The sequence below is a fragment of the Parerythrobacter aestuarii genome (assembly GCF_030140925.1).
Lineage (GTDB): Bacteria > Pseudomonadota > Alphaproteobacteria > Sphingomonadales > Sphingomonadaceae > Parerythrobacter > Parerythrobacter aestuarii.
This window is the reverse complement of the sequence record NZ_JARBWD010000002.1, coordinates 216,461-230,488: the sequence shown is the minus strand read 5'-3', so window position 1 is coordinate 230,488 and position 14,028 is coordinate 216,461. Positions and strand designations below refer to the sequence as shown.

Below are 14,028 nucleotides of genomic sequence, written 5' to 3'. Positions count from 1 at the left end.
ACAAACGCGGTGTCTCTACCAGAGTAATCGATCGCGTAACTTGACTTGGGGCAATTACCGCACACAGGGATACGCCACGATGAACAATGAGCCTGTTCAGGGGATCCCTTTCGTGTCCGACACTCAGATAGATATTCGCCCCGTCACCGACAAGGCCGGGCGCAAGGCCTTCGTCAGGCTGGGCCAGCAATTCGCCGCCCGCGTACCGCATTCTGTTCCGCAGCTCACCTCGGAAATGATGGAGCTGATCGACCCGGAGAAGAACCCGTTCTTCGGCCATGCGACGGTGCAACTGTTCATGGCCTGGCGCGGCGGCAAGCCGGTCGGGCGGATTTCAGCCCATATCGACCATCTTGCGCTGGAAATACCCGCCGAACAGGGAATGGGGCCCGGTACCGGCATGTTCGGCTATTTCGATGCGGAAGACGAAGCGGTGGCAGAAGCGCTGCTGGCGCGCGCGGAGCAATGGAACCGGGAACAGGGCATGACGCGGATGCTCGGCCCGATCTCGATGTCGATCTGGGAAGAACCTGGTCTGCTTGTCAAAGGGCACGATCATTCCCCCATGATCATGATGGGCCACCATCCGGCGCACTACAAAGGCTGGATCGAAGCCCTTGGCTACACCAAGGCCAAGGCGCTGCTGACATATGACCTCGATGTGACGCATGATTTCCCGCCGCTGATCCAGCGGATCGTGAAGTCCGGGGAACGCAACGGGCGGATCACCATGCGTTCGGTCGACCGCAAGCATGTCGAGCGCGAGATCGACATAATCCTGCGTATCCTCAACGATGCGTGGTCGAAGAATTGGGGGTTCATCCCGTTCACACAGGAGGAAGTCGACTACGCCGCCAAAAAGCTGAAGCAGATCATCCATCCGGAGGTAAACCGCATTGCCGAGCTCGACGGCGAACCCGTCGCTTTCATGCTGACCTTCCCCGATGTGAACGGGGTGCTGAAAAAGACCGGGGGCAAACTGCTCCCGTTCGGCTGGTTCCACTTGTTGCGCTGGCTCCGCAAGCCTGTGAAATCCGGCATGCGGGTTCCGCTGATGGGCGTAGTGAAAGAGTTGCAGAACTCGCGCATGGCGAGCCAGCTTGCCTTCATGATGATCAGCGACATTCGCGAGACGGCGGTGCGCGAATTCCAGTCCGAACGGGCCGAGATCGGCTGGATCCTCGATGACAACCAGGGCATGGTCGCCATCGCCGATGCCATCCAGAGCAAGGTCAATCGCGAGTACTGGATCTTCGAGAAGACGTTGTAGCAAAGAAGAAGGCCCCCGCTTCCGGGAAGAAGCGAGGGCCTTTCGGGATCGTATCACCACCGTTTGGACGGGAGGGGGGTCTCGGTGGTGATAGTGCCAGAATGCGCTGGTTTGGGAACGGTTCCCTGCCCCGAGAGATTTTTTCGAAAATTTTTCAGTCCGCTTCGGAAAGCTCCCTATTCCAGCGGCAAAACCTGTAGAGGAACATACCGGCGAACCGGGCGTTGGCTGCTCAGACAATACGAGAGGGATTTCATGTCAGTTTCGCAACAGGTTGCCGCGCAGCTGCCATTCCTGCGTCGCTATGCCCGGGCCCTTACCGGGTCGCAGCACACGGGGGACCTCTTCGTCCGCGCCACTCTAGAAGCCGCAGTGGCCGACGATGCCCTGCGACAGGATCTCGGCAAGGGCCGTGTCACGCTGTACAAGGCCTTCAACGCCTTGTGGTCGAGCGGTTACCTGGAAGTCGATCAGCCGGGCGGCACAGGCAACGGACATGAGCAAGCCGCGACCCAACGCTTGCGCACAGTTACCCCGCTCAATCGCCAGGCCCTGTTGCTGACTACGCTTGAAGACTTCACGGTTGGCGAAGCTGCCGAGATCATGGAAATCGCGCCGCATGACGTCGAGAGCCTGGTACGCGAAGCCATCGAAGAGATCGACCGCGAGTCCACTACCAGCGTTCTCATCATCGAAGACGAGCCGCTGATCTCCATGCAGCTGGAAGATCTTGTCCGCTCCCTTGGTCATGACATCGCCGGAACCGCAGCTACCCGCACGCAAGCGCAGGAAGCCGTGGCATCTTCCAAGCCGGGGCTGGTGCTGGCCGACATCCAGCTGGCCGATGGCTCTTCGGGGCTCGACGCCGTCGACGATATCCTGGCCCTGGGCGAAGTGCCGGTGATCTTCATCACCGCCTATCCAGAACGGTTACTCACTGGCGACCGGCCGGAGCCCACTTATCTCGTCACCAAGCCGTTCCAGGAAGCGAGTGTACGCACAGCAATCAGCCAGGCATTGTTTTTCAATTCCTCCAAGCCAATCGACTGAAGAGGTTTGACGCCCCCTAGCGCTGGGCCCGAATGGCGAATTCGCTGGGTTTGCGGATTGGTACGCGCAGCGTGCAGCGCACCCCGTCCTCGGGAAACTCCAGCTCGACCGGGTGGCGCAGCTCGTGGGCCACGATCTTCTCGATCAGGTCTGTGCCGAAGCCTCGGCTTCGCTCCTGCGGGACCGGTGGTCCACCTTCTTCTCGCCAGCGGACTTCGGCAATACCGCCTTCCTGGCGCTCCCAACTGACGATGACGCGCCCGCCCTCAGCGCTGAGGGCGCCATATTTGGCAGCATTGGTCGCCAGTTCATGGATGGCAAGGCCGAACGAGAGAGCATCGTTGGGGGCTAACGCCAGATCGGGGCCCTCAAGGTCGAGCGCCCGGTCTTCCGGGTTGGCATAGGGCGCCAGTTCCGCTTCGATCACCGAGCGCAAGGGTGTCGAGCCCCATTCCGATTGCGTCAGCAAGTCATGTGTTGCCGACAATGCTCGGATGCGCCCGTCGAGCGCGGTGGCAAAATCGTCGAGATTGTCGGTCCGTCGCCGGGTGAGAGCGATGATCGAGAGGACATTGGCAAGCGTGTTCTTGACCCGGTGATTGAGCTCGCGCGTCAGCGAATTGCGGATCGAATTCTGCTCGGTGTAGTATTCCAGCGCCGAGAGATCCTCCAGCGCCTGTTGCGTCAGCAGCCGCGCGATCAGCATGGAAAGGCTCGCCACCGCCAGCCCGAACAGCAAGGTGATCATGCTGAGCGGTGTCAGGGTGCTGCCCTTGGCCGACTGCACTTCCAGCATCATTGCCCGATTGCCGATCAGGATCTCGATTGCGCTGGACTGGCCGATGCCGTTGGAGTCCTGGTGGGTCGCCAGCAAGTTGCTTTGGTCGATTGCACCATCGTAAAGACGCACGCTGCGATCACCGACCAACCCGTCGTAGATCGCACCATCGAGGAAGTTCTGTCCGTCGAACGGGCTGTACAGGAATCCCTTCAACTGCCGCCCGTCCTGTTCTGCGCTGAATACCGGCATGTAGACCAGCAGCCCTGGCCTGGGGCCGCTCCTGCCGCTGACCAGAGTGATTTTTTGCGTCGCGGTCGGCTCAAGCGACGTCACGGCCTTGTTCATTGCAGTCCGGCGCACCGGTTCCGCATACATGTCGAGACCCAGGGCGCGCTGCGTCCGGACGGAATCCGGCAAGCTAAACGTTACGGGAACAACTTTTTCCGCCGCTTCCGTTCCCGGCAGGCGATAGACGCTTATCGGTCGGCCGAGCTGACTTCCGATACGACTTTCGAATTGCCCGACCTCGTTGGGCTCCAGCACTTCGGCCCAGCCGATCCCGCCGGAAACGCGATACTGGTCGTCCAGCTTGAGCTCGCGGGCGAAGCGCTGGAACAGGTCGATCTGCACCGTGTCGACGGTCGAGAACAGGGCGGCACCGGCGCGCAGGTAGGCAGTTGAATTATTGGCCCTGCGCTCGAGGGTCGAGCCGATGGTGCGGGCGGTCTGGTCGATCTGGGCCAGTTCGCGCCGATTGTCACCGCGTTCGATCGCGAACACACTCAACGCGGTGACCCCGGCAATCAGCAGGAAGATCGCCAACGGTACGGCGCGCGGATATTTCACCAGCCAGCGCCCTGACCGACCCACTCCTGGTGATGGCGCTGAAGCCAAGCCCTGTCCCTTCATTCCTGCCCCTCCATTGCGCTCATACGCACCCGGGGGAACCAAATTCGGTGGCTTCCGTTCCATGACCGGATAGGAAGCACACGACTCCCCTGCACATAGATGCAGCGGGGGCAAGGGACAAACCAGCCAACCATGACCGCACGCCCCCCCACCGATGACAACACCCCCAAGGGGGTTCCGGGTTCGGTGCCCCAAGGGAAAGCCACCCGGCCCGAATGGGCCGATGGTTTGCGCCAGCTGTACGATTCGGTGGTCGATGAACCTCTTCCCGACAGTTTCAAGGAGCTGCTTGCCAAGCTGGACAAGCCCGCCCAAGGTGGAAAGCCGATGGGCGGGAGCGAGCCGGAATGAGCAAGTCCGAGCGAACCGCCGAAGAGCGAGCGGAATTCAAGCGAGAACTGGAAGCGGTCATCCCGCACCTGCGTGCTTTTGCCCGTGGCCTGTGCGGTCGCCCGGACATGGCGGACGACCTGGTGCAGGAAGCTCTGATGAAAGCCTGGGCCGCGCAGGAGCGCTTCCAGCCCGGCACTTCGATGCGGGCCTGGACCTTCGTGATCCTGCGCAACGCCTATCTCACCGACATGCGGCGCAACCGCTTTCGCGGAGAATATGACGAAGGCGTTGCCGAGCGTATCCTCACTCAACCGGCCGGGCAGGAAGAACCGATCCACCTTAGCGATATGCATCGCGCGCTGCTGACACTGCCACCCGAGCGACGTGAAGCGTTGCTCCTGGTCGGTGCCGGTGGCTTTTCCTACGAGGAAGCGGCCGAAATCTGCGGCTGCGCCATTGGCACGATCAAGAGCCGTGTAGGCCGGGCCCGCTCGGCGCTGAACGACATGCTCAACGAAGGTACGATCCCGCAGCGCTCGCTGGACGACGCGACGGCGCACCGCGCCATCCTGGAAGAACTCGACGTTGTTGCTGCTGGAGACGGGGTTTCCGAACCCACTCGCTGACCATCGGCAGCCTGACCATGCACAAATAGAAGGGCCCGCTACGCTTTTCGGCGTGGCGGGCCCTTTGATTGGTACAACAGGCGATCAGGCCGGATAGGTCCAGGTCGTGCCACGCGTCAGGTTATCGCTGGCAAAGCTCCAGTTGAGCTTCCCTTCGGTCACCGCCTTGAGATAGGCCGGGCGTGCGTTCTGGTGGTCGAGGTAATAGGCGTGCTCCCACAGGTCGATGACCAGCAGCGGGTTGACGCCTTCCTGGTCAGCCAGCGTGTCGCCATCATGGGTTTCCTCAATGGTCAGCTTGCCGCCCTTCTCGGCGAGCCATACCCAACCGCTAGCGAAGTGACCGGCGCCACGATCCTGCAACTGCTTGACGAGTTCTTCGGTCGAACCAAAGGCGTCCTCGATCATGGCCTTGAGCTCGTCGGTCGGGGTACCGCCGTCTTCAGCCATTGAATGCCAGTAGAAGCCGTGGTTCCAGCTTTGCGCAGCGTTGTTGAACAGGCCCTGGTTGGTGCCACGGGCAGCCGCGATGATCGCTTCCATCGAAGCATCGGCATGCTCGGTGCCGTCGATGGCAGCATTCATCTTGTCGATATAGGCCTTGTGATGCTTGCCGTGGTGAAACGACAACGTGTTGGCGGACACGGCCGGTTCCAGCGCGGTGTCGGCATAGGGCAGCGGAGTTACGTCGTAAGCCATGGGTGATCTCCCGTTTGATCAAAAGCGATTGGGTGGTTGGTAGGGTAACGCATCAGTCGGCCTGAAGTTGCATATCGCCGGAATTTTGCCGGTTCACAGCCGTAGTGAGGCCGACATTCATGGTCACATTGGCCAATGTGCGCATGATGTCGGGCAGCATCTCGACAGCCACCAGCAGCGCCAGCGGTTCGATCGGGGCACCCATCGCCAACGCGATAGGGCCAATGGAAATGACGAAGCTGATCGAGCCAGGCAGGCTGACCGAGCCAACGCTGATGACAAAAGCGACAGCGATGCCGGCGAGCAGCAATGGCAGGGTGAGTTCGACCCCGGCCAAGTGCGCGACATAGATCGCCACCGCCAGGTTCATCGCCGGGCTGGTAGCGCGGAAGATGGCCACTGCCAGCGGCAGGACGAAATCGGCCACTTCCTCGCGAATGCCGAGCCGCCTCGCGCTCGCCAGCATCGCCGGCAGGCTGGCAAGGGAGCTTTGCGTCGAAACTGCTACTGCCTGCGCCGGCAACACCGCCTTGGCAAAGCGCAGCGGCGCAATCCGGCCACCGAAGATGCCCACGAGATAGGCGGCCAGCAATACGATCGCACCCATTGCCGAGACTGTCACGATATAGTGCGCCAGCGTGGCAAAGGCTCCACCCCCGGCCCGCGCCGCGACGCCGACTGCCAATGCAAACACGCCCGCAGGCGCGATCCACAGCACCCAGCCGATGATCGTCAACATCGTGTTGGCGAGTGCTTCGAAGAAGGCCAGCAAGGTTGCTTTCTGGACGTCGGGCAGCCGTGCGACCGCCACCGCGAACAGGGCAAAGAAGATTGTCAGCGGCAGGGTAGAGGTCTCCGCCGCAGCCTGGATGATGTTGGGCGCGACCAGCGATGCGATGAAGTCGGCGATGGTGGGCACCGCCTGCGCTTCGGCACCAGGTGCATCGAGGATATTGGCTGCGCCGGCCGGTGGCGGGAAGGCCTCCAGCAAAAGCGGCATGGCAATCACTGAAGCGACGCCGCTGAACACCAGCAGGCCGGCAATCGAGAGGATTGTCGCCATCGCCGTACGCCCGGCACTCGCCGCACTGATCATCTTGGCAATGCCCAGCACCAGCAGCGACGCGACTAGCGGAATAATGGTCATTTGCAGGGCACGGAGCCACAGCGTGCCGATAACCGACGCGCTCTTCATGATTACATGATCACCGGGTGTCCCCGCCAGCATCCAGCCGACGAGCAAGCCGGCCACCAGCCCGCCGAAGGTCCACCACACCGGCAGGCGAATAGTCACCAGCCCGCCGCTTTCGCCAGGCGCAGCGTGCCTCTCCGGACGTGTCTCGTTCTCAGCCAAGCCGGGCCCCCTCTCCACTTCGCCCTTCCCAATCGGGGCGCATTAGCTCTAAAGCGCGTGGCAAATCGCGGTGCCAGCCGCAACAGTAATCCGCAACGTCTAACCGTAGCCCAGGGGACAGGAATGGCGCGCAAATTCTTCGGAACTGACGGGATCCGGGGCGAGACCAATTCCGGAAACATGACAGCTGCCACTGCCATGCGGGTCGCGCAGGCGGCAGGCGCGCATTTTCGCCGCGGGGACCATCGTCACCGGGTGGTGATCGGCAAGGACACGCGTCTGTCGGGCTACATGATGGAATCGGCCCTGGTGGCCGGGTTTACCAGCGTGGGAATGGACGTGATCCAGACCGGGCCGCTGCCGACACCCGCCATCGCCATGCTGACCCGCGAAATGCGCGCTGACCTGGGCGTGATGATATCCGCCAGCCACAACCCCTATCGCGATAATGGCATCAAGCTGTTCGGGCCGGACGGGTTCAAGCTGTCGGACGAGGTCGAGCTGGAGATCGAGCGGGGCATCGAAAGCGAACCGCAACTGGCTGCGGCTTCCGAGATCGGCCGCGCCCGGCGGATCGAAGATGCGCGCGGTCGCTACATCCATGCGCTCAAGCAGTCGATCAGCACGGAAACGCGCTTTGATGGGCTCAAGGTCGTGGTCGATTGCGCCAACGGTGCCGCCTACCAGGTCGCTCCATCGGCCATCTGGGAGCTGGGAGCCGAAGTCATCACTCTGGGCGTCACCCCCAATGGGACCAACATCAACGACGGGGTCGGCTCGACCTCGCTCGATGCGATCAAGGCCAAGGTGGTCGAGGAAGGCGCCGATGTCGGCATCGCGCTCGATGGCGATGCCGACCGGTTGATAGTGATCGACGAGAAAGGCAATGCGGTCGACGGCGATCAGATCATGGGCCTGATCGCCATCCGGATGGCAGAAAAAGGCGTGCTGCGCGGTGGCGGCGTGGTTGCCACGGTCATGAGCAACCTGGGTCTCGAGCGCTATCTTGCGGACAAGGGCCTGACGCTTGAGCGAACCAAGGTCGGCGACCGCTATGTGCTCGAGCGAATGAAGGCAGGCGGCTTCAACATCGGCGGCGAACAATCGGGGCACATGATCCTGCTCGACCATGCCACCACCGGCGACGGCACGGTGGCCGCGCTGCGGGTGCTCTCCAGCCTGGTGCATTTCCGTAAGCCTGCGAGCGAAGTGCTGCATGTGTTCGACCCGGTGCCGCAACTGCTTAAGAACGTGCGCTTTGCCGGAGGCACGCCGCTGGAGGATGTCGACGTCAAGTCAGTGATCGCCGATGCCGAAGCCGAGCTAGCGGGCAAAGGTCGGCTGGTAATCCGTCCTTCCGGCACCGAGCCGGTCATCCGGGTGATGGCCGAAGGTGACGACGGGGCACAGGTTGAAGCCGTAGTCGACCGGATCTGCGATGCTGTGAAGGCGGTGGGCTGATGCTGCAGATGCGCCCCGACTGCGAACGCTGCGGCACTGATTTGCCCGCCGAAGCCCCCGGCGCGTTCATCTGCAGCTTCGAGTGCACCTATTGTGCAGAATGCGCCGAGGACCTCGACGATCGCTGCCCCAATTGCGGCGGCGAACTGATGGATCGCCCGACCCGCGCCAAGGCGCTGCACGAAAAATTTCCGCCCAGCCAAGAGCGGAAGTTCAAGGGTTGAAGACTGCGCCACCCCGCATTCTCGCCATTGCAGGCTCCGACAGTTCAGGCGGTGCCGGGATCCAGGCCGATATCAAGACCATCACCATGCTCGGCGGCTATGCCATGACAGCGATCACCGCCGTGACTGCGCAAAACACCTTAGGCGTGGCCGCGGTGGAAACTCTCGCACCCGACCTCGTTGCTGCGCAGATTGACGCCTGCGTGGACGATATTGGCGTGGACGCCATCAAGATCGGCATGTTGGGCAATGCCGACATAGCCGAAGTCGTGGCCGACAGGCTGGAAGACCTTGGCTGCCCGATCGTGTTCGATCCTGTCATGGTTGCGACCAGCGGCGCAGTGCTGGCCGATGCTGCGACCATCGAGATGTTCGAGTGGCTGATGGAAATCGCCACGCTGACCACGCCCAACCTGCCCGAGCTGGCGGCGCTGGGTGGGCATGAGGCGATGGAACGGCGCGGAATAGCCTATCTCGCCAAGGGCGGGCATGGCGATGGCAGCCGCATTGTCGACACGCTCTTCGACCCGGCCAACAGGCACGCGAGCTTCGACGATGCCCGGATCGATACCCGCCATACCCATGGCACGGGCTGCACACTCTCCAGCGCTATCGCCACGCTGCTTGGCCATGGCCAGTCGCTGGAACACGCTGTGCGCCTCGGTCGTCGCTTCGTACGTGAAGCGATCGCCAATGCCCCTGGTTACGGCAAGGGATCAGGCCCGCTCGGGCACCAGGCGGTCCGGCTGGATGACTAATGGCCGCTAGGCAGGGATGTCGTAAAACTCGGCAATGTGCGCCCATGCCTCCTCGGCAGTCTCGCACCAGGTAATCAGGTCGAGATCCCGCTTGGAGATAGTCCCTTCTTCGGCAATGGCTTCGAAATTGACCACCCGGGTCCAGAAATCGCGCCCGAACAGCAGGATCGGCATCGCTTTCATCTTGCCGGTCTGGATCAACGTCAGCAGCTCGAAGAATTCGTCAAAGGTGCCGAAGCCGCCGGGGAATACCGCCACCGCCTTCGCCCGCAGCAGGAAGTGCATCTTGCGCAGCGCGAAATAATGGAAGTTGAGCGAAAGATAGGGCGTCACATACTGATTGGGTGCCTGTTCGTGCGGCAGGATGATGTTGAGCCCGACCGATTCCGCGCCGGCATCGCTGGCCCCGCGATTGGCCGCCTCCATGATCGAGGGGCCACCACCCGAACAGATCACGAATTGGCGCTTGCCGTCTTCGACAATGGCCTTTTCACTGACCATCCGCGCCAGCTTGTAGGCTTCGGCATAATACTTGGCCTTGGCGGCGAGGTTGGCGGCGACCTTCTGCTCGTATTCATCGCGCCCCTTGGCCGCTTCGATCTTGGCCTCGGCGTCTTCCGGCGAGGGGATCCGCGCAGAGCCATACATCACCAGCGTTGACCCCACACCGGCTTCCTCCAGCAGCATCTCCGGCTTGAGCAGCTCCAATTGGAAACGCACCGGGCGCAGTTCTTCGCGCAGCAGGAACTCGGTGTCCTGGAAAGCCAGCCGATAGGCCGGGTGGCGAGTTTGCGGAGTGTCGGTGGGGCTGCTTTCGGAAAAGCGGGCTTCCTGTTCCGCACGGTAAAACCGGCGGTCGCTCAACTTGCGGTCGTTCTTATCTTTCATTGCCCCGGCCCTAAGGCCAAGCCGTGACCGGGGCAAGACTGCGCGCGGTCAGAGGACGAATGCCAGCATCGCAAACACCACGGTTCCGCTGCCAAGGCCAATGGTCGTCGCCCGGCGATAACCCGGAGCCATCCAGCCAACGATGAGCCCGCCCAGCACGACCAGGAACAGCACTATCGCGGCAAGGATCTGGTAATAGCGATAGAGCTGCGGTCCATGACCCTTGTGCAGTTCGATCAGGGAATATTGCAGGTCCGGTTGGTTGAAGGTGCCGGTCCAGGCGCCGTCTTCACCCTGCGACAGGACCACGTAATCGCGGCTGGTCGGGCGGGTCATGATCGAGCCCGGTCGCATGCGCAGGTAGTCGAACCCGATGTCGAGATCGTTTGCGGCCAGCACCGCATGGACATCCTCTTCGATGCTCGCGCTGTCCGGATCGAGCAATGTCCCTTCCGGCACGGTGATGGGTGTCTCGACTACCTCGCCCTTGTAGTCGAGCAGGTAAGCCCCGCCGGTGTAGGCAACAAGGATAAACAGCGGAGCCAGCAGGCCTGCGGCCCACAAATGGCATTTGACGAGGAAATTGCGGGTCTTGGCTTTGCCCATGGGGTGAACGATCCTTCAAACACTAATGCAAATCACTTGCAATAAGCCCTTGGAGATACAGGCTCAGCGAGTCAAACGAAGAATCGTTGCAGGATGTCGCAATCGAGAGAGAATGGATGCCCCGTGAGGATTCGAACCTCAATTGACGGAGTCAGAGTCCGTAGTCTTACCATTAGACGACGGGGCATCAGTCGCAGCGAGCGCCGGGCAGAATCGCGTCCGGGCTGCTGGAGAGGCGGCGCATTTAGGTTGCTGCCTGCCCTGCGTCAAGGCCGCTGAGAGCACCGCCGCAGCGATCCTCTTGCCGTAAGCCGTTGTTGCCACTAACTTCTGCCCCAGGTCCTCGTGCCAAGTGCGTGCGAGAGGAAGAAAGAGACGTTGATATTATGGCGGATTTGTCTCCGCCGGACAGGAAAGGGAGGGCAGGCCGCAAAGGGAACAAAAGGTCCGGCAAGGTAGCCGATTTTCGCTACAAGAGTTCCCCGCCGCCCGAAGATACTGCATCCGATCGCCGCACTGGCAGGGATGGCCGCGCGCGCAGGCCGTCTGCCAATGGTGCGCGTCCCAACCATCAGGCGAACCACCAAAGCGCCAAGAAGGGCCGCCCCGGGCAACACAGACCCCATTTCCGCCAGGCTTATGCCGCGCTCGATCTCGGCACCAACAACTGCCGCCTGCTGATCGCGCGCCCCTCAGGCGAGAACTTCACCGTCATTGATGCCTTCAGCCGGGTGGTGAAGCTCGGCGAAGGGCTGGCCCATAGCGGGCAGCTGTCCGACGAAGCGATGGACCGGGCGTTGGGCGCGCTGAAGATCTGCTCGGAAAAGCTCCAGAGGCGCAAGGTCTTCCTCGCCCGCTCGGTCGCTACCGAGGCCTGTCGCCGGGCGTCCAACGGCGAGGAATTCATCGCCCGCGTGCGCGAGGAAACCGGCATCGCGCTCGATATCATCACCGCGCAAGAGGAAGCGCGGCTGGCGGTGCTGGGCTGTCATATCCTGCTCGAACCCGGCGAAGGACGCGCAGTGATCTTCGACATCGGCGGCGGCTCGACCGAGCTGGTATTGATCGAACCCGACGGGCGCGCCGTGCCGCGCATCCTCGACTGGCAGAGCGTGCCGTGGGGCGTGGTCTCGTTGACCGACATGGTCACCCGCCAGGGCCGGGGCGAGGAAGCGCGGCTGGCCCGCTATGCCGAAATGCGCCGGGTGGTGAGCGAGAGCTTTGCTCCTTTTGCCGAACGTGTGACCAACGCCGCGAGGGCCGACGATATCCGCCTGCTTGGTACCAGTGGCACGGTCACGACGCTCGCCAGCCTGCACCTCGGCCTGCCGCAATACGATCGCGGTGCGGTCGACGGCCTGATCGTCGAATCCGCCGCCATGCGCGACATCTCCTCTCGCCTGTCCGGCATGAGCGTGGAGGAACGCTGCACCCTTCCCTGCATCGGTCAGGACCGCGCTGAACTGGTCGTGGCCGGTTGCGCGATCCTCGAAGCTATCCTCGATCTGTGGCCGGCGCGACAACTGGGCGTAGCCGATCGCGGTATTCGCGAAGGAATCCTGCGCAGCCTGATGGCCGACGAGCTGTCGACGCCTCGCGAGCAGCGTGAGGCCCGCCGATGAGCCGGTCTGGCCGTGACGCGGGCAAACGGGTCAAGACCGCCCGGGGGCGCACCGCTTCTTCGACCCGCTGGCTCGAGCGCCAGCTCAACGATCCCTATGTCAAACAGGCCAAGGCCGAAGGCTATCGCAGTCGCGCAGCCTACAAGCTGATCGAACTGGACGAGAAATTCGGTCTGCTAAAGAACGCGTCGCGCGTGGTCGACCTCGGCATCGCTCCGGGCGGCTGGAGCCAGGTGGTGCGCAAGGTCAGGCCCAAGGCAGCAGTGGTCGGCATCGACCTGCTGGAAACCGAGCCGATCGAAGGCGTGACAATCTTCCAGATGGATTTCATGGCCGATGAAGCACCCGCTGCGCTGGAAGAGACACTCGACGGGCCGCCCAACCTAGTGATGAGCGACATGGCGGCCAACACCGTCGGTCACAAGCAGACCGATCATTTGCGTACCATGGGGCTAGTCGAAACCGCCGCTCACTTCGCCATCGAGACTTTGGAGGAAGGCGGGACATTTCTCGCCAAGGTACTGGCGGGCGGGACCGACAGCGAACTGCTGGCGCTTCTGAAAAAGCACTTCAGGACCGTCAAGCACGCCAAACCTCCGGCCAGCCGCAAAGGCTCGTCGGAGTGGTATGTTGTCGCTCAGGGATTCAAGGGCCGCTAGGACAGCGGCCCTTCTTGCAGCCGTCTTATTCGGCGGCTTCGGCCGGCACCGGGACCGCGTCGGCAGCACCGCCAGCAGCTTCAACCGGATCAATGTCGCCGCCTTCCACGCCTGCACCTTCGACAGCGGTGCCATCAGCCTCGGCCGCAACGGCTTCGACATATTCCGGCACCGGCACGTTTGAACCCATCGAGTTCATGTACAGTGCCACGGCTGCGCGATCTTCGATCTTGGACAGGCCGGCAAAGCTCATCTTGGTCCCGTTGGCGAAGGCACGCGGGCTCTTGAGCCACTCGTTCATGGTGTCCCAATCCCAGTTGCCACCCTTCCCGGAGAGCGCACTGGAGTAGGCGAAACCGGCAGCGTGCTTGCCGATCGGCTGGCCCATGATGCCCCACAGGTTCGGGCCGATACCGTTGGCACCTCCCTGCTCGATGGTATGGCAGGCAACGCACTTGGCGAAAATCTGCTCACCGGCGCTGGCGGTAACGCTTTCCATGTTAAGAGCCGCTGCCATGGTCATCTCGGCAGCAGCGCCGCCTTCAGCGCCGTCCGCGCTGGCGATGTAGAATCCGGATTCGCCCTCTTCGAGATGCTCGGGGCTGTCGGCATGGAAATACTTGCCGGCCAGGATCGAGACGCCGAGAGCGACGATGCCGGAGAACAGGATCCAGCCGAAGATGGTATTGCGATTATCAGTCATGCGATGAGAATCCGCGCAAAGCTAGCCAATGGTGTTGTGGCCGCGCTCTAGTCAGCCTGCCCGGGTTTCGCAAGGCCATATGCGT

The 14,028-nt window shown here is 62.3% G+C and carries 15 protein-coding genes and 1 tRNA gene; 9 read left to right on the top strand and 7 right to left on the bottom strand.

The window, feature by feature from the left end:
- The first annotated feature begins 112 nt into the window (after nt 1–112).
- Together QPW08_RS14230 and QPW08_RS14225 are read left to right on the top strand one after the other, a co-directional pair.
- On the top strand, nt 113–1,270 hold the full coding sequence (locus QPW08_RS14230) for an N-acetyltransferase (protein ID WP_284126575.1): 1,158 nt from the start codon (nt 113–115) through the stop codon (nt 1,268–1,270).
- Between the two features lie 255 nt (nt 1,271–1,525).
- Entirely contained in the window at nt 1,526–2,320 is a 795-nt protein-coding gene (locus tag QPW08_RS14225) for a response regulator (protein WP_284126574.1), read from the top strand.
- Nucleotides 2,321–2,336: 16 nt separating this feature from the next.
- Here QPW08_RS14225 and QPW08_RS14220 read toward each other — a convergent pair whose 3' ends face one another.
- Nucleotides 2,337–3,947, bottom strand: coding sequence for a CHASE domain-containing protein (locus QPW08_RS14220; RefSeq protein ID WP_284126573.1), 1,611 nt, complete (start codon nt 3,945–3,947; stop codon nt 2,337–2,339).
- 195 nt (nt 3,948–4,142) lie between these two features.
- Here QPW08_RS14220 and QPW08_RS14215 point away from each other — a divergent pair, with 195 nt between their 5' ends.
- The gene (locus QPW08_RS14215; protein ID WP_284126572.1) at nt 4,143–4,361 is read left to right on the top strand and encodes a NepR family anti-sigma factor; all 219 of its coding nucleotides are present in this window, start codon (nt 4,143–4,145) and stop codon (nt 4,359–4,361) included.
- On the top strand, nt 4,358–4,969 hold the full coding sequence (locus QPW08_RS14210) for a sigma-70 family RNA polymerase sigma factor (protein WP_284126571.1): 612 nt from the start codon (nt 4,358–4,360) through the stop codon (nt 4,967–4,969). Before QPW08_RS14215 ends, QPW08_RS14210 begins: the two co-directional genes overlap by 4 nt.
- Before the next feature lie 84 nt (nt 4,970–5,053).
- Here the strand turns inward: QPW08_RS14210 and QPW08_RS14205 are convergent, their stop codons facing one another.
- Both QPW08_RS14205 and QPW08_RS14200 read right to left on the bottom strand, forming a co-directional pair.
- The gene (locus QPW08_RS14205; RefSeq protein WP_284126570.1) at nt 5,054–5,668 is read right to left on the bottom strand and encodes a superoxide dismutase; all 615 of its coding nucleotides are present in this window, start codon (nt 5,666–5,668) and stop codon (nt 5,054–5,056) included.
- A gap of 52 nt (nt 5,669–5,720) precedes the next feature.
- The gene (locus QPW08_RS14200) at nt 5,721–7,022 is read right to left on the bottom strand and encodes a dicarboxylate/amino acid:cation symporter (RefSeq protein WP_284126569.1); all 1,302 of its coding nucleotides are present in this window, start codon (nt 7,020–7,022) and stop codon (nt 5,721–5,723) included.
- A gap of 123 nt (nt 7,023–7,145) precedes the next feature.
- Here QPW08_RS14200 and glmM point away from each other — a divergent pair, with 123 nt between their 5' ends.
- From glmM to thiD, 3 genes are read left to right on the top strand one after another with little or no spacing between them, the layout of a single operon-like run.
- A complete protein-coding gene (glmM, locus tag QPW08_RS14195; protein WP_284126568.1) occupies nt 7,146–8,483 on the top strand; it encodes a phosphoglucosamine mutase in 1,338 nt (445 codons plus the stop codon).
- The gene (locus QPW08_RS14190; protein ID WP_284126567.1) at nt 8,483–8,707 is read left to right on the top strand and encodes a DUF1272 domain-containing protein; all 225 of its coding nucleotides are present in this window, start codon (nt 8,483–8,485) and stop codon (nt 8,705–8,707) included. Before glmM ends, QPW08_RS14190 begins: the two co-directional genes overlap by 1 nt.
- Nucleotides 8,704–9,465, top strand: coding sequence for a bifunctional hydroxymethylpyrimidine kinase/phosphomethylpyrimidine kinase (gene thiD, locus QPW08_RS14185; RefSeq protein WP_284126566.1), 762 nt, complete (start codon nt 8,704–8,706; stop codon nt 9,463–9,465). The genes QPW08_RS14190 and thiD overlap by 4 nt, the downstream gene beginning before the upstream one ends.
- Before the next feature lie 6 nt (nt 9,466–9,471).
- On the opposite strand, the gene QPW08_RS14180 is transcribed toward thiD, so the two are convergent.
- The 3 genes from QPW08_RS14180 to QPW08_RS14170 all read right to left on the bottom strand — a co-directional run bounded on the left by QPW08_RS14180 (nt 9,472) and on the right by QPW08_RS14170 (nt 11,146).
- On the bottom strand, nt 9,472–10,353 hold the full coding sequence (locus QPW08_RS14180; RefSeq protein ID WP_284126565.1) for an LOG family protein: 882 nt from the start codon (nt 10,351–10,353) through the stop codon (nt 9,472–9,474).
- A gap of 48 nt (nt 10,354–10,401) precedes the next feature.
- On the bottom strand, nt 10,402–10,959 hold the full coding sequence (locus QPW08_RS14175) for a PepSY domain-containing protein (RefSeq protein ID WP_284126564.1): 558 nt from the start codon (nt 10,957–10,959) through the stop codon (nt 10,402–10,404).
- Between the two features lie 113 nt (nt 10,960–11,072).
- Nucleotides 11,073–11,146 (bottom strand) — tRNA-Gln (locus tag QPW08_RS14170).
- A gap of 199 nt (nt 11,147–11,345) precedes the next feature.
- On the opposite strand from QPW08_RS14170, the gene QPW08_RS14165 reads away from it, so the two are divergent.
- Together QPW08_RS14165 and QPW08_RS14160 are read left to right on the top strand one after the other, a co-directional pair.
- On the top strand, nt 11,346–12,581 hold the full coding sequence (locus QPW08_RS14165; RefSeq protein WP_284126563.1) for a Ppx/GppA phosphatase family protein: 1,236 nt from the start codon (nt 11,346–11,348) through the stop codon (nt 12,579–12,581).
- Complete coding sequence (locus QPW08_RS14160; RefSeq protein ID WP_284126562.1) at nt 12,578–13,240, top strand: RlmE family RNA methyltransferase; 663 nt, start codon at nt 12,578–12,580, stop codon at nt 13,238–13,240. The genes QPW08_RS14165 and QPW08_RS14160 overlap by 4 nt, the downstream gene beginning before the upstream one ends.
- Before the next feature lie 25 nt (nt 13,241–13,265).
- Here the strand turns inward: QPW08_RS14160 and QPW08_RS14155 are convergent, their stop codons facing one another.
- Nucleotides 13,266–13,943, bottom strand: coding sequence for a c-type cytochrome (locus tag QPW08_RS14155; protein ID WP_284126561.1), 678 nt, complete (start codon nt 13,941–13,943; stop codon nt 13,266–13,268).
- Nucleotides 13,944–14,028 lie beyond the last annotated feature (85 nt).

Bases quoted from the DNA above. Each gene is read 5' to 3' on its own strand.
- QPW08_RS14225 (WP_284126574.1), top strand. From the start codon at position 1,526: ATGTCAGTTTCGCAACAGGTTGCCGCGCAGCTGCCATTCCTGCGTCGC.
- QPW08_RS14215 (WP_284126572.1), top strand. From the start codon at position 4,143: ATGACCGCACGCCCCCCCACCGATGACAACACCCCCAAGGGGGTTCCG.
- QPW08_RS14210 (WP_284126571.1), top strand. From the start codon at position 4,358: ATGAGCAAGTCCGAGCGAACCGCCGAAGAGCGAGCGGAATTCAAGCGA.
- QPW08_RS14205 (WP_284126570.1), bottom strand. From the start codon at position 5,668: ATGGCTTACGACGTAACTCCGCTGCCCTATGCCGACACCGCGCTGGAA.
- glmM (WP_284126568.1), top strand. From the start codon at position 7,146: ATGGCGCGCAAATTCTTCGGAACTGACGGGATCCGGGGCGAGACCAAT.
- QPW08_RS14190 (WP_284126567.1), top strand. From the start codon at position 8,483: ATGCTGCAGATGCGCCCCGACTGCGAACGCTGCGGCACTGATTTGCCC.
- QPW08_RS14180 (WP_284126565.1), bottom strand. From the start codon at position 10,353: ATGAAAGATAAGAACGACCGCAAGTTGAGCGACCGCCGGTTTTACCGT.
- QPW08_RS14175 (WP_284126564.1), bottom strand. From the start codon at position 10,959: ATGGGCAAAGCCAAGACCCGCAATTTCCTCGTCAAATGCCATTTGTGG.
- QPW08_RS14165 (WP_284126563.1), top strand. From the start codon at position 11,346: ATGGCGGATTTGTCTCCGCCGGACAGGAAAGGGAGGGCAGGCCGCAAA.
- QPW08_RS14160 (WP_284126562.1), top strand. From the start codon at position 12,578: ATGAGCCGGTCTGGCCGTGACGCGGGCAAACGGGTCAAGACCGCCCGG.
- QPW08_RS14155 (WP_284126561.1), bottom strand. From the start codon at position 13,943: ATGACTGATAATCGCAATACCATCTTCGGCTGGATCCTGTTCTCCGGC.